Origin of the sequence: Streptomyces sp. NBC_01750 (assembly GCF_035918095.1) — a bacterium.
Taxonomy (GTDB): domain Bacteria; phylum Actinomycetota; class Actinomycetes; order Streptomycetales; family Streptomycetaceae; genus Streptomyces.
In genome coordinates, this window is sequence record NZ_CP109137.1 from 4,138,707 (window position 1) to 4,157,121 (window position 18,415).

General features: G+C 70.1%; 19 protein-coding genes and 1 riboswitch. Of the genes, 10 read left to right on the plus strand and 9 right to left on the minus strand.

Going from position 1 to position 18,415, the window contains the following annotated elements:
- Positions 1–358 precede the first annotated feature (358 nt).
- From OG966_RS18440 to thrC, 3 genes are all read right to left on the minus strand, one after another.
- Positions 359–562, minus strand: coding sequence for a cold-shock protein (locus OG966_RS18440; RefSeq protein WP_005315736.1), 204 nt, complete (start codon positions 560–562; stop codon positions 359–361).
- Positions 563–972: 410 nt separating this feature from the next.
- The gene (locus OG966_RS18445; RefSeq protein ID WP_326650788.1) at positions 973–1,248 is read right to left on the minus strand and encodes a MoaD/ThiS family protein; all 276 of its coding nucleotides are present in this window, start codon (positions 1,246–1,248) and stop codon (positions 973–975) included.
- 46 nt (positions 1,249–1,294) lie between these two features.
- Complete coding sequence (thrC, locus tag OG966_RS18450) at positions 1,295–2,578, minus strand: threonine synthase (protein WP_326650789.1); 1,284 nt, start codon at positions 2,576–2,578, stop codon at positions 1,295–1,297.
- 17 nt (positions 2,579–2,595) lie between these two features.
- A riboswitch (SAM riboswitch) is annotated at positions 2,596–2,723 on the minus strand.
- 159 nt (positions 2,724–2,882) lie between these two features.
- On the opposite strand from thrC, the gene OG966_RS18455 reads away from it, so the two are divergent.
- The 3 genes from OG966_RS18455 to OG966_RS18465 all read left to right on the plus strand — a co-directional run bounded on the left by OG966_RS18455 (position 2,883) and on the right by OG966_RS18465 (position 5,611).
- Positions 2,883–3,821, plus strand: a complete 939-nt coding sequence (locus OG966_RS18455; RefSeq protein ID WP_326655273.1) for a glucosyl-3-phosphoglycerate synthase — start codon at positions 2,883–2,885, stop codon at positions 3,819–3,821.
- Between the two features lie 38 nt (positions 3,822–3,859).
- On the plus strand, positions 3,860–4,114 hold the full coding sequence (locus OG966_RS18460) for a hypothetical protein (protein ID WP_326650790.1): 255 nt from the start codon (positions 3,860–3,862) through the stop codon (positions 4,112–4,114).
- A gap of 87 nt (positions 4,115–4,201) precedes the next feature.
- Positions 4,202–5,611 (plus strand): alpha,alpha-trehalose-phosphate synthase (UDP-forming), encoded by a 1,410-nt coding sequence (locus OG966_RS18465; protein ID WP_326650792.1) that lies wholly within the window; start codon positions 4,202–4,204, stop codon positions 5,609–5,611.
- On the opposite strand, the gene otsB is transcribed toward OG966_RS18465, so the two are convergent.
- The 3 genes from otsB to OG966_RS18480 form a co-directional block, all read right to left on the minus strand.
- The gene (gene otsB / locus OG966_RS18470) at positions 5,588–6,436 is read right to left on the minus strand and encodes a trehalose-phosphatase (RefSeq protein ID WP_326650793.1); all 849 of its coding nucleotides are present in this window, start codon (positions 6,434–6,436) and stop codon (positions 5,588–5,590) included. The two genes, OG966_RS18465 and otsB, sit on opposite strands and share 24 nt — an antisense overlap.
- A gap of 10 nt (positions 6,437–6,446) precedes the next feature.
- On the minus strand, positions 6,447–6,683 hold the full coding sequence (locus OG966_RS18475) for a DUF3263 domain-containing protein (RefSeq protein WP_326650794.1): 237 nt from the start codon (positions 6,681–6,683) through the stop codon (positions 6,447–6,449).
- A 95-nt stretch (positions 6,684–6,778) separates the two neighbouring features.
- Complete coding sequence (locus tag OG966_RS18480; protein ID WP_326655274.1) at positions 6,779–8,002, minus strand: extracellular solute-binding protein; 1,224 nt, start codon at positions 8,000–8,002, stop codon at positions 6,779–6,781.
- A 301-nt stretch (positions 8,003–8,303) separates the two neighbouring features.
- Here OG966_RS18480 and OG966_RS18485 point away from each other — a divergent pair, with 301 nt between their 5' ends.
- The 5 genes from OG966_RS18485 to OG966_RS18505 all read left to right on the plus strand — a co-directional run bounded on the left by OG966_RS18485 (position 8,304) and on the right by OG966_RS18505 (position 13,473).
- Entirely contained in the window at positions 8,304–9,197 is an 894-nt protein-coding gene (locus OG966_RS18485; protein ID WP_326650796.1) for an SIS domain-containing protein, read from the plus strand.
- Between the two features lie 281 nt (positions 9,198–9,478).
- Positions 9,479–10,378: an ROK family protein gene (locus OG966_RS18490; RefSeq protein ID WP_406733835.1), complete on the plus strand. Its 900-nt coding sequence runs from the start codon at positions 9,479–9,481 to the stop codon at positions 10,376–10,378.
- Entirely contained in the window at positions 10,378–11,532 is a 1,155-nt protein-coding gene (gene nagA, locus OG966_RS18495) for an N-acetylglucosamine-6-phosphate deacetylase (RefSeq protein ID WP_326650799.1), read from the plus strand. Before OG966_RS18490 ends, nagA begins: the two co-directional genes overlap by 1 nt.
- A 117-nt stretch (positions 11,533–11,649) precedes the next feature.
- Positions 11,650–12,573 carry a 1-phosphofructokinase family hexose kinase gene (locus OG966_RS18500; protein WP_326655275.1) on the plus strand — a complete coding sequence of 308 codons (924 nt, stop codon included), beginning with the start codon at positions 11,650–11,652 and terminating at the stop codon, positions 12,571–12,573.
- Between the two features lie 54 nt (positions 12,574–12,627).
- Entirely contained in the window at positions 12,628–13,473 is an 846-nt protein-coding gene (locus OG966_RS18505) for a class II fructose-bisphosphate aldolase (RefSeq protein ID WP_326650800.1), read from the plus strand.
- 24 nt (positions 13,474–13,497) lie between these two features.
- Here OG966_RS18505 and OG966_RS18510 read toward each other — a convergent pair whose 3' ends face one another.
- Both OG966_RS18510 and cdgB read right to left on the minus strand, forming a co-directional pair.
- The gene (locus tag OG966_RS18510; RefSeq protein ID WP_326650801.1) at positions 13,498–14,484 is read right to left on the minus strand and encodes a CBM35 domain-containing protein; all 987 of its coding nucleotides are present in this window, start codon (positions 14,482–14,484) and stop codon (positions 13,498–13,500) included.
- A gap of 89 nt (positions 14,485–14,573) precedes the next feature.
- Positions 14,574–16,226, minus strand: a complete 1,653-nt coding sequence (gene cdgB / locus OG966_RS18515) for a diguanylate cyclase CdgB (protein ID WP_326650802.1) — start codon at positions 16,224–16,226, stop codon at positions 14,574–14,576.
- Positions 16,227–16,565: 339 nt separating this feature from the next.
- On the opposite strand from cdgB, the gene OG966_RS18520 reads away from it, so the two are divergent.
- Positions 16,566–17,066, plus strand: a complete 501-nt coding sequence (locus OG966_RS18520; RefSeq protein ID WP_389181582.1) for a flavin reductase family protein — start codon at positions 16,566–16,568, stop codon at positions 17,064–17,066.
- A 103-nt stretch (positions 17,067–17,169) separates the two neighbouring features.
- Here OG966_RS18520 and arfB read toward each other — a convergent pair whose 3' ends face one another.
- Positions 17,170–17,634 carry an alternative ribosome rescue aminoacyl-tRNA hydrolase ArfB gene (gene arfB, locus OG966_RS18525; protein WP_326650803.1) on the minus strand — a complete coding sequence of 155 codons (465 nt, stop codon included), beginning with the start codon at positions 17,632–17,634 and terminating at the stop codon, positions 17,170–17,172.
- A 174-nt stretch (positions 17,635–17,808) separates the two neighbouring features.
- Here arfB and OG966_RS18530 point away from each other — a divergent pair, with 174 nt between their 5' ends.
- Positions 17,809–18,384 carry a TerD family protein gene (locus OG966_RS18530; RefSeq protein WP_326650804.1) on the plus strand — a complete coding sequence of 192 codons (576 nt, stop codon included), beginning with the start codon at positions 17,809–17,811 and terminating at the stop codon, positions 18,382–18,384.
- Positions 18,385–18,415: the final 31 nt, after the last annotated feature.

The window sequence follows — 18,415 nt, forward strand, 5'->3', positions numbered from 1 at the left end:
TGGGGTGGATTCTCCGGACCGCGCTGGCGCCCGCGACGGACGGTCTGCCTGCCTTGTGGTTCCTTGCCCCACCCGGCCTGCGGACCTCACCAACCCGGTCCTCGTTGTCACTCTCACTGTCAGAGTGCTAACGCCAATGATTAGCACTCGCCCTAGGAGAGTGCAAGCGACTCTCGCGGATCGAAACCCCCCGAACCGGCCCGCGAACCGACGGCGGGAGACGCACGAGGGAACGCACGGGGCCGGCCCGCGGAAGCACGAGGCCGAACCGCGAGCAGACGCACGAGGGGCCCGCATCCCTGGTGGGATGCGGGCCCCTCGGCGTGAGTGCGTGCGTCGGTGGCCGATCGCGCCGAGATCAGACGGCGAGCTTGACCATGTCCGCCTGCGGACCCTTCTGGCCCTGCGAGATCTCGAATTCAACTCGCTGACCCTCTTCAAGGGTGCGGTACCCGTCCATCTGGATCGCGCTGTAGTGGACGAAAACATCCGCACCACCGTCGACCGCGATGAAGCCGTACCCCTTCTCCGCGTTGAACCACTTGACGGTGCCCTGAGCCATGCCTAACTCCCCTATTACTGGCCCTTGCGCAGGACCGCACTTCGCGGACCCGGGTCAGACCTCCACCCTCCGACAGGAGAGGGTGTGCGCCGGAACGCGTCGACCGCGGCTGAATGTATCTGCCCAACTGCCCTCTGCAACAGGTCAGTCGGACGAGAATTCTGAGCACGACCGAACGGATAATTGACCAGAATTCAAAGTATTCCGGGGCAAGTCGGGCCCGGCAAATAACGCCTATGCGGCAATTCGAGGGAACACATTGGCTGCTTCTTGTCGCGCCCGGGCGCATTCTCATATGCGGTCGGCACAAGCAGCGGAGGGGCCTTCCCCAACTGTACCGCGCTCAACCATAGAGAATTGCCCCCTCCGCTTCTCTTGCGGAGGGGGCAATTCTGTAACGCTGGGTAAGCTCAGCCGCCGGCGACGGCGGGAATGATCGAAACCCCGGCACCGTCCGGCGTGACGGTCTCGAGCCCCTGCTCGAAACGAACGTCGTCGTCATTCACGTACACGTTCACGAACCGGCGCAGCTTGCCCTGGTCGTCCAGGACGCGGGCGGCGATACCCGTGTGGTTCTTCTCCAGGTCGGCGATGACCTCGGAGAGGGTCGCGCCCTCCGCCGGGACCTCGGCCTGGCCGCCCGTGTACGTACGGAGAATGGTGGGGATGCGGACGTTGACGCTCATGGTGCGTGCCTTCCTGGAGTCTCGGGAGTTCGGGAAGCCCGGGTGGTCAGCCGGCCAGGCCGGCGTTGCGGAACGCGTCCAGGCTGGGGCGGATCGTCGCGGTCGGGCCGGTGGTCGGCGCCACCGCGTCCAGCGTCTTGAGCCCGTCGCCGGTGTTGAGGACCACCGTGGTGAGCGCCGGGTCGAGCACACCCGCCTCGATCAGCTTCCGCGTCACACCCACCGTCACGCCACCCGCGGTCTCCGCGAAGATGCCCTCGGTACGGGCCAGCAGCTTGATCGCGTCGACGATCTGCTCGTCGGTCACGTCCTCCACCGCGCCACCCGTGCGGCGCGCGATGTCCAGCACGTACGGGCCGTCGGCCGGGTTGCCGATGGCCAGCGACTTGGCGATGGTGTCCGGCTTCTGCGGGCGTACGACGTCGTGCCCGGCCTTGAAGGCAGTCGACACCGGTGAGCAGCCCTCCGCCTGGGCACCGAAGATCTTGTACGGCTTGTCCTCGACCAGACCGAGCTTGATCAGCTCCTGCAGACCCTTGTCGATCTTGGTGAGCTGCGAGCCCGAGGCGATCGGGATCACGATCTGGTCGGGCAGCTGCCAGCCGAGCTGCTCGCAGATCTCGTACGCGAGCGTCTTCGAGCCCTCGCCGTAGTACGGGCGGAGGTTGACGTTGACAAAGCCCCAGCCCTCGCCCAGCGGATCGCCGATGAGCTCGGAGCAGAAGCGGTTGACGTCGTCGTAGTTGCCCTCGATGCCGACCAGCTCGCCGCCGTACACCGCGGCCATGACGACCTTGCCCTGCTCCAGGTCGTGCGGGATGAACACGCAGGACCGGAAGCCGGCCCGGGCGGCGGCCGCACCGACGGCGCCCGCGAGGTTGCCGGTGGAGGAGCAGGAAAGAGTCGTGAAGCCGAAGGCGCGCGCGGCCTCGACGGCGATCGCGACGACACGGTCCTTGAAGGAGTGCGTCGGGTTGCCGGAGTCGTCCTTGATGAACAGGCCACCGGTGACGCCCAGCTCACGGGCGAGATTGTCGGCCTTGACGAGCTTGGTGAAGCCGGGGTTGATATTCGGCTTCTCGGCCACGTCCGCGGGGACGGGCAGCAGCGGGGCGTACCGCCAGATGTTGTCGGGACCCGCCTCGATCCGCTTCTTCAGCGCGTCCGGGTCGCCGCTCGGCAGGTCGTACGCGACTTCGAGCGGCCCGAAACACAACGCACAGGCGAAGATCGGGCCGAGGTCGAAACGCTCTCCGCACTCGCGGCACGAGAGCGCCGCGGCGGGACCGAGGTTCACGGGAGTGGTGCTTGCGACAGTCTGAACAGCCATGGTGGCGAGGCCCTTTCTCCTCATCTTCCCCGTGACGGACTTCGCCACGAGACGGAATTGGCACCTTCCCCACCGTGACCTCGCGGTCGGCGGGAGGGTTGCCGGGGCTTCAACGGGCCGTTCCCTCTGCCCCTCTGGATGAGCGGTATTCGATTGTCAGCGTGATGACCCCGGCATGCGACGGTCATCCGCGTTGTTCAAGACTGTAACCGAAGGCCCGGACGGTTGAGATAGTCGTCCGAACCGCGAGATGAAGATCATGATCCTGCCGCTGCAGCGGCGTGGCAACCCGGGAGCAACGAACGTGCTGGAAGAGGTGGAGCGCTGGCTGAGCCGGCGCTCCTGGTCGGCGGCCGACCGCCCGCTCGGCCGTCTGATGGCCGCCAAGCGCGGTACGACGGTCAGTGTCGTCCTGCCCGCGCTCGACGAGGAGGCGACGGTCGGCCAGATCGTCACCGTGATCCGGCGCGAGCTGATGGAGAAGGTGCCGCTCGTCGACGAGCTGGTCGTCATCGACTCCGGCTCCGGCGACCGGACGGCGGAGGTGGCCGCGGCGGCCGGCGCTCGGGTGGTGCACCGCGACGCGATCCTGCCGCGGATACCGGCGGTCCCCGGCAAGGGTGAGGTGCTGTGGCGGTCGCTGATGGTGACGAGCGGCGACATCGTCTGCTTCGTCGACGCGGACCTCAAGGACTTCTCGGCGGACTTCGTCTCCGGGATCGTGGGGCCGCTGCTGACCGACCCCGAGGTGCAGCTCGTCAAGGCGATGTACGACCGGCCGCTCGGCGATGCGGCAGGTCAGGGTGGCCGGGTCACCGAGCTGGTGGCGCGTCCGCTGCTCAATCTGCACTGGCCGCAGCTGGCCGGGGTCGTCCAGCCGCTCGGCGGTGAGTACGCGGCGCGGCGCTCGCTCCTCGAGCGACTCCCCTTCCCCGTCGGTTACGGAGTGGAGCTGGGTCTGCTCGTGGACGCGCTGCACACGGTGGGTCTCGACGCGCTGGCGCAGGTGGACGTCGGCTCGCGCAAACACCGGCACCAGGACGGGCAGGCGCTGGGCCGGATGGCCGCCGCGATCTACCGTACGGCTCAACTGCGTTTGTCCAGGGGCCACTTGGTGCGGCCGGCACTCACGCAGTTCGAGCGCGGCGAGGACGGCTTCGAACCGCGTACGTATCCGGTGGACACGGAGGAGCGGCCGCCGATGCGCGAGATCGGTGAGTACGCGGCGCGTCGCGCGGCATAACCACCGCCGGCCAAACAATTTGTCTAAATTTCCCACTTATGGGCTTCAGACGCAGTACGGGCGCTCCGCGCCGCAGTGCCAGGCTGTCCCGGCTCCTCGGGGTCCTGGCGGTCATGGCCACCGTTCTGACCGGTGCGGTCCTCCAGGGACAGGCGGTGGCCGACACCGTCGCCCCGGCGCACCGGGGCGACCACGACTCCGAGCGGCTGTGGCTCCTCGGCGGTCTGGCGCTGAGCCTGACCGCGGCCGGTGTGATCGCCGTCGCCGCCACCCGCGGACGCCGCGATCACTGACCTGCTGACGTGAATCACCGACCCGCTGACCTGCTGCTCGGCCGTACGCACGTTTGAGGGTTTGTGGGACGGGCTAGGTTTCGCCACATGGTCTCCGAGCACGCTGCCGCCCAGGTCCTCGTCGCGTCGAACCGCGGCCCGGTCTCGTACACGCTGCGCGAGGACGGCTCGCTCGACGCCAAGCGCGGCGGCGGCGGGCTGGTCTCCGGTCTCTCCGCCATCGGCTCCGAGGCGGACGCCCTGTGGGTGTGCGCCGCACTGGGCGACGGCGACCGTGAGGCGGTACGGCGCGGGGTCGGCGAGGCCGGGGTGCTGATGCTCGACATCGACCCGGCCGTCCACTCCGACGCGTACAACGGCATCGCGAACTCCGTGCTCTGGTTCGTCCACCATCTGCTGTACCAGACGCCGGTGGAACCGGTCTTCGACGCCGAGTTCCGCCGCCAGTGGGCCTCGTACGAGACCTACAACCGGGCCTTCGCGGACGCGCTCGCCGCGCACGCGGCTCCCGGTGCGGCGGTCCTGGTGCAGGACTACCACCTGGCGCTGGTGCCCGGCATGCTCCGCGAGCTGCGGCCGGATCTGCGGATCGGGCACTTCTCGCACACGCCGTGGGCGCCCGTCGACTACTTCCGGATGCTGCCCGACGACATCGGCGAGCAGCTGTTGCGCGGTCTGCTCGGCGCGGACCGGACCTGTTTTCTGACCCGGCGGTGGGCGGACGCGTTCACGGCGTGCTGTACGGAGCTGCTGGGCCCTGACTCCCTGGCGGGCACCCGGATCGGGGTGCACGGGCTCGGCGCGGATGCGGACTTCCTGCGGGAGCGTGCGCACCGGCCGGATGTGGCGGAGCGGCTGGTGGCGCTGCGCGAAGAGATCGGCGGCACCCCGTCGGCGCCCCGGAAGACGATCGTCCGGGTGGACCGCACCGAGTTGTCCAAGAACATCGTGCGCGGCCTGCTCGCCTACCGGCAGCTGCTGGCGTCCCGGCCCGAGTGGCGTGAGCGGGTCGTCCATGTCGCCTTCGCCTACCCGTCCCGGCAGGACCTGGCGGTGTACCGCGATTACACGGCGGAGGTCCAGCGCCTCGCCGATGGGATCAACTCCGACTACGGGACGCCGACATGGACCCCGGTCGTCCTCCATGTGAAAGACGACTTCGCACGCTCCCTGGCCGCGTACCGGCTGGCCGATGTGGCCCTGGTCAACCCGATCCGGGACGGCATGAACCTCGTCGCCAAGGAGATCCCGGTCGTCTCGGACAACGGCTGCGCGCTGGTGCTGTCCCGGGAGGCGGGGGCGTACGAGGATCTGGGTGAGGACGCGGTGGTGGTGAACCCGTACGACGTGACCGGTACCGCCGACGCGCTCCACGAGGCGCTGACGATGCCGGACGACGAGCGGCTCCGGCGCACCGAGCGGCTGGCCGCAGCGGCGACCGCGCTGCCGCCGCAGAAGTGGTTCCTGGACCAGCTACAGGCACTGCGCGAGGTCTGACAGGAACCCGACCACCGCCGCCGGGCCCGGCAGCAGCAGATCGGCCCGTTCCGCGAGCTCCGTGACCTCCGTGCTGCCGCTGCACACCAGCAGCCCGGGGACGCCGTCCGAGCGGAGCTTCTCCACCGCGGCGAAGGCCGGCAGATCGCCGAGGTCGTCGCCGGCGTAGAGCACGGAACCGGCGTCCACTTCGCGTACGTACTCCGCAAGCGCCACGCCCTTGTCCACGCCGGGCGGGCGCAGCTCCAGGACCATACGGCCCGGCTCCACGATCAGACCGTGGCGGGTGGCGAGCTGGGTCAGCGGTCCGCGCAGTGCCTCGAAGGCCGCCTGCGGATCGGTCGCACGGCGGGTGTGCACGGCGACCGCCTGGCCCTTCTCCTCGATCCAGGTGCCCTGCCAGGCGCCGACACTTTCGAGCAGCCCGGGGAGCTCGGCGCGGGCGGCCGCGACGCCGGGGTGCGGGGCGGGCGTGCGGACGGTGCCGCTGACGGCGTCCCAGCGCTCGGCGCCGTAGTGACCGAGGACGACGAGATGGTCGAGGCCGGGAACCCCGGCGAAGCCGCCGTGCCGCACGGCGACACCTGCGGGGCGGCCGGTGATCACGGCGACGGACAGCACCCGCGGGGCGAGGGCGGCGAGCGCGGGGACCGCGCCCGGGTGCGCCCTGGCCTGCTCGGGGTCGGGCACGATCTCGGCGAGGGTGCCGTCGAAGTCCAGAGCGATGACGGCCCTCTCCGGCCTGGCCAGGATCGCGGCCAGACCCTCCCGGCCGGCAGGCGTCGACGGCGTCGGCAAGGGGTGCGCGTGCGGAGTGTCGCCCATGCCACCGACCCTATCGGCGACTTCGCCGGGCGTCTCTGACGCGGCGCAAACGGTTCACGGTCACGGGGTCGTGTGCCAGGGCGCGCTCGTCGTCGAGAAGAGCGTTGAGGAGCTGGTAGTAGCGGACCGGGGAGATGCCGAGCCGCTCGCGGATCGCCCGCTCCTTCGCGCCGGGGCCCGGCCAGGACTGGTGCTCCATGGCCAGTACCGCACGGTCCCGCTCGGAGAGAGCCTCGTCGTCGGTCATACGATCCAACCTATCCGTGCGACGAGGCCCGCTGCCCGGCTACCGCGCATTGCCGAGTGGCTGGGTGGCCGGTGGTCGGTGCCGGGACCCTTCGGCTACTCGGCCCTCTCCGCCGCGGTGGCCGCGCGCCCTATCCGGCCGAGGACGGTCGCCGGTCTGCCGCCCGGCTCGACGGCCTTGCCGATGTTCCCCTTGATGTTCTCGCTGACCGCGGCCCATGACGTCTTGCCGACCGGCGGAAGCACCGAGGTGGGGAGCTCCTGGAGGAATTCCCTCAGCGCCAGGTGCTTCGGGTCCTTCTCCATAGCCTCGGACGCGGTGACCGTCGCGGGCAGCAGGCCGTTCTGGCCGGCGAAGTCGAGGACGTTCTTGTCGCTGAAGACGAAGTCCAGGAACTTGCCGACCTCGTCCCGGTGGCCGTTCTGCTTGAAGCCCATGATCCAGTCGGCGACGCCCATCGCCGATTTGGCCTTGCCGTTCCTGCCGGGCAGCGCCACCTTGCCGACATCGATGCCCGCCTTCTCGGCGGCCTGCATCAGCGAGGGGTGGCCGTTGAGCATGCCGACCTCACCGCGGGTGAAGGCGGCGAACGCCTCCTTGCGGTTCAGCTTGGAGGGCGCGACCGGGCCGGTGAGCTTCTTGTCGACCAGGTTGTCCTTCAGCCAGGTGAAGGTGCTGACGTTCTGCGGGGAGTCGATCGCGTAATTGCCGACCGTGTCGGTGTAGCCGTCGCCGCCGCTGAGCAGCCACATCATGGTCTCGGCCTGGGCCTCTTCCGGACCGAGCGGCAGCGCGAAGGGGTACTTCGCGTCCGTGTTGGCCTTCAGCTTGACCGCGTCGGCCCTGAGGTCGTCCCAGGTCTTCGGGTCCTCCCTGATGCCGGCCTCCTCGAAGAGCTTCTTGTTGAAGAAGAGCAGCCGGGTGGAGGCGACGAACGGCAGACCGTACTGGACATGCTTGTGCTCACCGGCGTCGACGAGCGGGCGGAGGAAGTTGGACTGCACGGGTACGGAGAGCAACTGGTCGGCGCTGTAGAGCTTGTCGGCGGCGGCGTAGTCGGCGTACGCGCCGATCTGCGCGACGTCGGGGGCCTTTCCGGCCTTGACCATCTCGGCGACCTTGCGGTCGACGTCGTTCCAGGATTCGATCTGGACGTCGATCCTGATGCCGGGGTTCTTGGACTCGAACGCGGCGGCGAGGTCCGCCCAGTACTTCTTGCTGCTCTGGCCGCCGGCCACGTCGTAGTCAGCCGCGACCAGCTTGAGCGTCACGTCTCCGGAACCGCTGGAGCTGCCACAGCCCGCGAGCGTCACCGTCATACCCAGTGCGGCGACTGCCGCGGCCAGACCCAAGAAGCGCTGCTGCACAGCTCTTCCCCCACCCTCTGCCGTTGGTTGCCCGTCTTGTCCCAGACGGCTCCCCCGCGACGTCTTCTGAGATGAGCAGCGATTTTCCCCCATACGGGGGATGAGGTCTACTCCAATGGATATCACTTCTGCAACGTCTGGCTCATGGCTGAGGGGCATTGCCCGGGTACGCCACGGCCTGCTAAGCACGTCACGGCACGAAATGGTCGGTGCCGGTCCCGAGTTACGCGTACGTCGCTAGGAGCCTTGCCGCATGTCCCGTACCGCAGCAGAGATTGCCACCCAGCCCGCCTGCTGGCGACGAGCGGCCGAGGCCGCCGCCTCCTTCGAGGGCCTTCCGGCGCCGGGGGAACGTGTCGCCGTCACCGGGTGCGGGACGTCGTGGTTCATGGCGATCGCCTACGCCGCACTGCGGGAGGCGGCGGGACAGGGCGAGACGGACGCGTTCGCCTCCTCCGAGTTCCCGGCCGGCCGGTCCTACGACCGTGTCGTCGCGATCACCCGCTCCGGCACCACGACCGAGGTGCTCGACCTGCTGCACGCACTGAAGGGCTCGGTGCCGACGCTGGCTCTGACCGCGGACCCGAAGACGCCCGTGATGGAGGCGGCGGACGCGGTGGCGGTACTGGACTGGGCGGACGAGGAATCGGTCGTCCAGACCCGGTTCGCCACGACCGCGCTGGCGTTCCTGCGGGCGGGGCTCGGCGACATCCCGGGCGTGAAGCCGGTCTCCGAGGCGGCGGTCGACGCGGAGCTCGCGATCACCGAGCCGCTGGCGGAGGTGGTGGTGGGCGCGGAGCAGTGGACATTCCTGGGCCGTGGCTGGACGTACGGGCTGGCGCTCGAGGCGGGCCTGAAGATGCGCGAGGCGGCGGGCGCGTGGACGGAGTCGTACCCGGCGATGGAGTATCGCCACGGTCCGATCGCGATCACCGGCCCCGGCCGGGTGGCATGGGTCTTCGGCGCGCTGCCGGAGGGCCTGTCGGTGGACGTGGCCCGGGTGGGCGGCACGCTGGTGGCCCGCCAGGAGGCGGACCCGCTGGCGGACCTGATCCGTGCGCAGCGCCTCGCGGTGACGCTGGCCGAGTCGAAGGGCTACGACCCGGACCGCCCGCGGAACCTGTCGCGCAGCGTGATTCTGGCCTGACGGGTCCGCGTGGTGCGGGTGCGCCTGGCCTGCGGCGGACCTGTTCCCCTACCCGCCCCTTCCTGCTGTGCCGATGTGCGGCTCCGCCGCGTGGGGGGCTTCGCCCCAGACCCCGTATGCGACCTTCGGCCGCATGTCCTCAATCGCCGGACGGGCTGGATTTTCCCGCCGTTTGTATGACCGCGCAACAATCTGGCGTAGTGGACTAGACCTTTCTTGGGTGTACGCGACAGACTGTCCGGGTGAGACACGTCATCGCCCTCGATGTGGGCGGCACCGGGATGAAGGCCGCCCTGGTCGGGGTGGACGGGACGCTGCTGTACGAGGCCCGTCGCGCGACCGGGCGCGAACGCGGGCCCGACGCGGTCGTCGAGACCATCCTGGGCTTCGCCCAGGAACTGCGCGCGTACGGCGCCGAGCACCTCGGCGAGAGCGCCGTCGCGGCCGGCGTCGCCGTGCCCGGCATCGTCGACGCCGGCCGCGGCATCGCCGTCTACGCCGCCAACCTCGGCTGGCGCGACGTTCCCATGCGCGCCCTGCTCGCCGGCCGCCTTGGCGGCGTACCGGTCGCGCTCGGCCACGACGTCAGGACCGGCGGCCTTGCCGAGGGCCGGATCGGGGCCGGCAAGGGCGCCGACCGGTTCCTGTTCGTGCCGCTCGGCACCGGGATCGCCGGAGCGATCGGCATCGCGGGATCCATCGAGGCCGGCGCCCACGGATACGCGGGCGAGATCGGCCATATCGTCGTACGCCCCGAAGGCCCCGACTGCGGCTGCGGCCAGCGCGGCTGCCTCGAGACGCTGGCCTCCGCCTCCGCGGTGACCAGGGCCTGGGCCGCCGCGTCCGGCGACCCGGACGCGGACGCCGCCGACTGCGCGAAGGCCGTCGAGTCCGGCGACGAACGGGCCGCACGGGTCTGGTGGGACGCCGTCGACGCGCTCGCCGCCGGCCTTGTCACCGCGATCACCCTGCTGGATCCCCGCACGCTGATCATCGGTGGCGGTCTCGCCGAGGCGGGGGAAACCTTGTTCACACCACTGCGGGCCGCGGTCGAGGAGCGCGTCACGTTCCAGAAGCTGCCCGCCATCGTCCCGGCAGCCCTCGGGGACACCGCCGGATGCCTGGGCGCGGGACTGCTCGCCTGGGATCTGCTCGCCACCGACTCGGAGGTATCCGCCTAATGGCCGCAAGCGCCGAAAGCACAGTTCTCACCGGCGCCCGGGTGGTGCTGCCGACCGGGATCGTCGAAAATGGACGGCTCGTCGTCGCCGGCACGAAGATCGCCGGCGCCGCGCCGGCGGACGCGCACACCCGCGATCTCTCCGGCCACTGGGTCGTCCCCGGATTCGTCGACATCCACAACCACGGCGGCGGCGGAGCCTCGTTCACCTCCGGCAGCGCCGAGGACGTGCTGAAAGGCGTACGGACCCACCGCGAGCACGGCACGACCACACTCGTCGCCTCCACTGTCACCGGCGAGATGGACTTCCTCGCCCACCGGGCCGGCTTCCTCTCCGAGCTCGTCGAACAGGGCGACCTGGCCGGCATCCACTTCGAGGGCCCGTTCATCTCGCCGTGCCGCAAGGGCGCGCACAGTGAGGCGCTGCTGCGCGACCCCGACCCGGCCGAGGTGCGCAAGCTGATCGACGCCGCGCGCGGTACGGCGAAGATGGTCACCCTCGCCACCGAGCTGCCCGGCGGTATCGACTCCGTACGCCTGCTCGCCGAGCACGGCGTGATCGCCGCGATCGGGCACACGGACGCGACGTACGAGCAGACCGTCGAGGCCGTCGAAGCGGGCGCGACCGTGGCAACCCACCTCTTCAACGCCATGCCCCCGCTCGGCCACCGCGCACCGGGCCCCATCGCCGCGCTCCTCGAGGACGAGCGGATCACCATCGAGCTGATCAACGACGGCACGCATCTGCACCCCGCCGCTCTGGAGCTCGCCTTCCACCGCGCCGGCGCGGACCGGGTCGCCTTCATCACGGACGCGATGGACGCGGCGGGCTTCGGCGACGGCCGCTACCAGCTCGGCCCGCTCGCCGTCGACGTCCTGGACGGGGTCGCCCGGCTGGTCGATGGCGGCTCGATCGCCGGCTCCACACTCACTCTGGACACCGCCTTCAAACGCGCGGCCACGATCGACAGGCTGCCGGTGCCGGACATCGTCCGAGCCATCTCGGCCAATCCCGCGAAGCTGCTCGGCGCGTACGACACGGTCGGCTCGCTGGAGCCCGGCAAGGACGCCGACCTGGTGGTCCTCGACGCGGAGTTCACACTCAGGGGGGTCATGCGCAGGGGCGAATGGCTGGTTGAGCCCCAAGTTGGGTGATTTCTGCGCAAGTTACGGCAAGGTGGTTGGCTCGGGGGTCTGGGCCAACCGTCTTCCGTTTGGCATGATCAGGGCCCGTACGAGCATGGCACGCGCATTCTCCGGGGGGTGTTACGGGTGATCCTGACGGTCACACTCAACACCGCTCTGGACATCACCTACAGGGTGGGCGCGCTGACCCGGCACGCCAGCCACCCCGTCAGTGAGGTCCGCGAACGCCCGGGCGGCAAGGGGCTCAACGTCGCCCGCGTGCTCGCCGCACTGGGCCACGAGACGGTGGTCACGGGCTTCGCGGGTGGCCCCACCGGAGCCGTACTGCGCGAGCTGCTGGCGCCACTCGCACCGCATGACGCGCTCGTCCCGACCGCCGGAACCACGCGCCGCACCATCGCCGTCGTGGACGACGCCGGCGACACGACCCAGCTCAACGAGCCGGGACCGGCGGTGACCGCCGAGGAGTGGGCCGTGTTTCTCTCCTCCTACGCCTCCCACCTGCGGGACGCCGAAGCCGTCGCACTGTGCGGCAGCCTGCCGCCCGGCATCCACGTCGGCGCATACGCCGAACTGATCCGCCGCGCCCGCGGCGCGGGCGTCCCCGTCCTCCTCGACACCAGCGGCGAGCCACTGCGCCGCGGCATCGCCGCCCGTCCCGACCTCGTCAAACCCAACGCGGACGAGCTCGCGAAACTCACCGGATCCCGCGAGCCGCTGCGCGCCACCCGCGACGCCCGCCGCCGAGGCGCGCACACGGTGGTCGCCTCGCTCGGCGCGGACGGCGTGCTGGCGGCCACTCCTGACGGCGTCTGGCAGGCGATCCCGCCGGCACCCCTGAAGGGCAACCCGACGGGCGCGGGCGATTCGGCGGTGGCCGGGCTGCTCTCCGGTCTCGTGGAACAACTCGCTTGGCCGGACCGGCTGTCCCGGGCCGTGGCCCTGTCGGCGGCGACCGTACTGGCCCCGGCGGCGGGTGAGTTCGACGCCGGGGCGTACGAGGATCTGCTGCCGCGCATAGCGGTGACCGAGCGCGCGGCCGCGGCGTGAGGGCCCGGAGCAACCGCACAAACGGGCCCAGCAGCCCAGGAATCGGAGGGCACCATGCCACTCGTCAGCACCGGTGACCTCGTCTCGGCCGCGGTGGCCGAGGGCCGTGGTGTCGCCGCGTTCAACGTCATCACCCTGGAGCACGCGGAGGCGATCGCCGCCGGCGCCGAGCAGGCCGGCGCGCCCGCGATCCTGCAGATTTCCGAGAACGCCGTGAAGTTCCACGGCGGGTCGCTCTCCGCCATCGCCGCCTCCGCATCGGCCGTCGCCCGCGCATCCTCGGCACCGCTCGCCCTCCACCTCGACCATGTGGTCTCCGTGGAGCTGCTGTACGCAGCCCATGACGAGGGGTTCGGCTCGGTGATGTTCGACGCCTCGAAGCTGCCGTACGACGAGAACGTCAAAGCCACCGCGCACGCGGTGTGCTGGGGCCACGAGCGCGGCATCTGGATCGAGGCGGAACTGGGCAAGGTCGGCGGAAAGGAGGGCGAGACCCCGCTCGACGCCCATGCCCCGGGCGTCCGCACGGACCCGGCCGAGGCGGCGGCCTACATCGCCGGCACGGGCGTGGACGCGCTGGCCGTCGCGGTCGGCTCCTCGCATGCGATGACCGAGCGCACGGCGGCCCTGGACCACGCCCTGATCGGCCGGCTGAGGGACGCGGTGCCGGTGCCGCTGGTCCTGCACGGCTCGTCCGGCGTGCCCGACGCGGAAATCCGCGAGGCGATCGCCTCCGGCATGACCAAGATCAACGTCGGCACGGCACTGAACACTGCGTTCACGGGCGCGGTACGGACGTTCCTGGAGGCAAACCCGAAGACCGTCGACCCCCGGAAATACCTCGTCCCGGCTCGCGATGCGATGGCCGGGACGGTGGCGGGCTTCCTGGGGCTCATCTGACGTCCCGGGACCGGTGTACGGGTCTCAGAGCTCCCCGTCGCTGACCTGGAGCCAGTCGAGGAGGGCGTTGCACTGGTTGCCCGCCTCACATGAGATCTTGATCTCGTTCTCGCCCTTCTGGAGATTGACCGGCGCCCATGTGGTCTGCCAGTTCTTCTCCGGGTTCGGGTCGGAGGACTTGATGAAGTTCTTCAGGCCCAACGGGTTGCTGTTCGCCTTGCCGTTGACGGTCAGGGTGGCGTTGGCGTCCTGTGCCGGGATGGCGTACCTCACATACAGGCGGTACTCCTTGGTGTCGGAGACGCTCGCCTTCCAGGTGACCGAGGCGCCCACCGCGTTGAAGCCGGTGACGTACGCGCCGTCGGCGCCCTGCGCGCCCTTGACATCCTTCGCCAGCACGGCCGGTGCACCGAGCTGCAGCGTGGCCGCGTCCTGCTTCGGCAGCTCCGCCGGCTTGTCCGACGCCGACGGCTCGTCGCTCGGCTTCACGGACTCGCCCGCCGTCGCACCGCCGTTGCCGGCCTGCGAGCCACCCGCCTTGTCGTCCTGGCCGCCTCCCGTCAGGAGCGCCGCGCCGATGCCGATCACGACCACCGCGACCACCGCGATCGCGCCGATCAGCAGGCCCTTGGTGTTGGGACCGCCACTACGGCCGCCGCCATGGCCGCCGTGGCCGCTGCCGTTGCCCTGCGGCGGAACCTGTCGGGTGGGAGCGCCGCCGGGGTAGGTCTCGGGCGCCGCGTACTGCGCGGTCGGCTGGCCCTGGGCGTACCCCTGCTGCTGGCCGTACGCATGCTGCTGCGGGACCTGCTGGCCGTACTGGCGCTCGCCGACAGTGCGTACCTGGTTGTACGAGGTTCTGGGGACACCGGGCTGCGCGGCGGGACCCGGATAGCCGTAGCCGCGGCCCTGGCCGGGCGGTGTCGCGCCTGCTGCCCGTCCGTCCTCGTACAGATAGCCGAACGGATCGTCGTCCTCGGGCGTGCTCGCGCCGTTGTTCGCGGCCGTCATCTCCCAGTCACTCCTCACCATGTCGTCAGCACATCGCCGACGCGGGCGAGCCTACCCGGTTCGGAGGTACCAAAAGGGTGGCGTCGGACTCAGCCCGCCCGCCGGTGCACCTTCGCGCGCGATCGCTTCTCGATGTACATCCGCTGGTCGGCGGAGCGCAGAACCTCCTCGACGGACATCCCGCAGCTCGCCCAACCGATGCCGAAGCTGGCCCCGACGCGGACCCCGCGGCCGCCGACCCGGATCGGCAGGATGATCGCGTTCCGCAGGCGTACGGCCAGGTCGGCGGCATCGGCCGCGCCCAGGCCGTCGGCGAGGACGACGAACTCGTCACCGCCGAGCCGGGCCACCGTGTCCCCGTCCCGTACGCCCGTGGTCAGCCGGCGCGCCACCTCGACCAGCACGGCGTCGCCCGTCTGGTGCCCGAAGCGGTCGTTGATCGACTTGAAACCGTCCAGGTCGCAGAAGAGGACCGCGAGCCCCTTCGTCCCGTCGTCGCTCTCTCCGTCGGGTGCGACGGAGTGCACATGGTGGTTGTACGGGCCGCCGACCGACTCGATGTCGAAGCCCTCGCTGCGGAAAAGGTGCTCCCCGTCACCGGCGTCCCTGGTGTCGTACGCGGCGTCCAGGGCCTCGATGGCCGTCTCCCGCTCCGCGTACGGCCGCTCGCACAGCCGGGAGCTGAGCCGGGCCCGCAGCTCGGCACTGTTGGGCAGACCGGTGAGCGAGTCGTGCGAGGCGCGGTGGGCGAGCTGCAGCTCGTGACGCTTGCGCTCCTCGATGTCCTCGACATGCGTCAGCAGAAAACGCGGACCGTCGGCGGTGTCCGCGACGACGGAGTTGCGCAGCGAGACCCAGACGTACGTCCCGTCCCGTCTGCCGAGACGCAGCTCGGCACGGCCGCCCTCGGCGGACGTACGCAGCAGAGTGCCGACGTCCTCGGGGTGGACGAGATCGGCGAAGGAGTACCGGCGCATCGCGGAGGCGGGACGGCCGAGCAGTCGGCACAGCGCGTCGTTGGTGCGCAGCAGCCGGCCGTGCTGGTCGCCGCCCATCTCGGCTATGGCCATACCACTGGGCGCGTACTCGAAGGCCTGCCGGAAGGACTCCTCGCTGGCGCGCAGGGCCTGCTGCTCGCGCTCGAGGCGGACCAGGGCGCGCTGCATATTTGCTCGCAGCCGGGCGTTGCTGATCGCAATAGCCGCCTGAGAGGCGTACATCTGGAGCGCTTCCTGGCCCCAGGGTCCTGGCCTGCGGCCATTGCGCGGCCGGTCGACGGATATGACGCCGAGGAGTTCACGGCCGCCGCCCGACGCGTACATGGGGGCGTAGAGACGGTCCTGCGGGTGCCACTCGTCCTCGAAGCGGGGATCGGGGCCCTCGGTGTGCCACTGCGGTACGTCGTCCTCGATGAGGACCCAGCCCTCGGTGTGCGGTATGAAACGCAGCTCGCCCCAGGCCTCGCCCATGGAGAGCCGGCGTTCCCAGGAGGGGCGGGAGCCGACCCGACCGGTGATCAGGGCTTCCGCGGCGGCACTGCCGGCGAACGCGGCGACGACGAGATCACCGTCGGGACGTACGAGATTGACGCAGGCCAGCTCGTAGCCGAGTCCTGCGACGATGCCGTCGGCGACGGTCTGCAGAGTGTCGGCCAAGCTCCGGGCCGTGTTGAGGTCCGCGACCACCTGATGCAGCTGCCGCAGGGTCGCAAGACGGACGTAGGGCTCCGACTCGGTCTCCATTGCTCGCTCTCCCCGAGACCTCGACAGCAAACTCCAGGGTTCTCATCAGCGTTCTTGTTGCGGGTATCACGGCCACTGAATCACAGCGAGCTGTCCACTCGGTACACAGGGTCAACAAATAGTGCACTCTGTGACTCAAGTCACATCAGATGATGAAGGGTTGCGCACGTCGAGTGGGAGCGCTCCATCGCTTTCTTGAACGCAAATCCGGTGCACTGGTCCTAGGACTCGGCTGGTCCCCTGGCCCGATGCGGCTTGCGGACGGCCGACACTAGCGTTCCTCCTGTGTTGCAGACGACCCCCGCTACCGCCGCTGTTGCCATCCCCCATGCTGAGGGGGTGAGTAACGAGGAGTTCCGCGCAGCCATGTCCCGGCTGGCCGCCGGCGTGGTGCTGGTGACCGCGCACGACGCCGACTACGGCCCGCACGGAGAGGACGTCGGCATGACCGCGACGGCCTTCATGTCGGTGTCCCTGGACCCGCCGCTGGTGATGGTGAGTCTGCGCAACGGCTCCCGCATGGACGACCTGCTGGCGGAACAGCCGCTGTGGGGCGTCTCGGTGCTCTCGGAGAGCCAGCGGCACATCGCCGGGCGCTTCGCGATGAAGGGGCGGGTCAGCGACCGGCTGCTGTTCGAGGACATCCCCTACACGAGGGGCGAGGTGTGCGGGTCGCTGCTGGTGCGGGGCGCGCTCGCGACGCTGGAGTGCCGTACGGAGCAGCGGATCGAGGCGGGCGACCACACGCTGGTGATCGGGCGGGTACTGAAGGCCGGCCTGGAGAGCGCGGACGGCGGCCCGCTGACGTACTTCAAGGGCCGCTACCGCCAGTTGGGTTGAGCGACCCCGATGGAGGCGTCAGGTCCGCCGCGGAGCCGTGACGACAAGCCCCGCCGGCGATTGAGGTGCCGGGTCCGGGGCGGAGCCCCGGCAAGAGGGCGCGCTACCAGTCCCGGCCCGTGCGCCCGCGCTTCGTCTCCGCGCGCTGCTTCTTCTCCCGCAGCCGCCGCTCGTTGATACCGCGGGGAATCCTCGTCGCGCGACGAGGCCGCGGCGGAGGCGCAGTCGCCTCCGCGAGCAGCGACGCGAGGCGGACCGCTGCCGTCTCGCGGTTGCGCCACTGCGAGCGGTGCTCCGAGGCACGTACGGCGATCACCCCGCCGACCAGCCGGCCTGCGAGCCGCTCCAGCGCGCGCTCCTTCCACACCGGCGGCAGTGCCTCGGTCCTGGCGAGGTCGAAACGGAGCTCCACCTGCGAGTCGCTGGTGTTGACGTGCTGACCGCCGGGCCCCGACGATCTCGAGAAACGCCACATGAGCTCGGCCTCCGGCAGGAAGACCGAACCGCGGATGCTGTGTTTACCCGGGGGACGCCCCCCGGACCCCCTCTGGGGCTGGGTCCCGGACATACGTCCATGGTCGCGTGCGCGGCCTTTCACGTCACCCTCTTTTCCACCGGACAGCGCGGGCAAAGAAAGCAAAGGCGGGTGGAACCTGGCAGTCCCCTGCCTGCGTTATGAGGTGTGACGGTAGCTTCGGGAGCACTCGAAGCCCGCACACTCGACCACGAAGGGGACATCCCAATGGCAGTAAGCCTGTCCAAGGGCGGCAACGTCTCGCTCACCAAGGAGGCACCGGGCCTGACCGCCGTCACGGTCGGCCTCGGCTGGGACGTCCGCACCACCACCGGCACCGACTTCGACCTCGACGCCTCGGCGATCGGTGTGAACCCCGGCGGCAAGGTGACCTCCGACGCGCACTTCGTCTTCTTCAACAACAAGGCCACGCCGGACCAGACCATCGTCCACACCGGTGACAACCGCACCGGCGAGGGCGGCGGCGACGACGAGCAGATCAACGTCAACCTGGCGGGTCTGCCCGCCGACGTCGACAAGATCGTCTTCCCGGTCTCGATCTACGACGCCGTCAGCCGCAGCCAGAACTTCGGCCAGGTGCGCAACGCCTACATCCGTATCGTCAACCAGGCCGGCGGCGCCGAGCTCGCCCGCTACGACCTGAGCGAGGACGCCGCCACCGAGACCGCGATGGTCTTCGGCGAGCTGTACCGCAATGGCGCGGAGTGGAAGTTCCGCGCAGTGGGCCAGGGTTACGCCTCTGGCCTCGAGGGCATCGCCCGCGACTTCGGCGTCAACCTCTGACGTACGCGTCGCACACAGGAGCCCCTGGCCG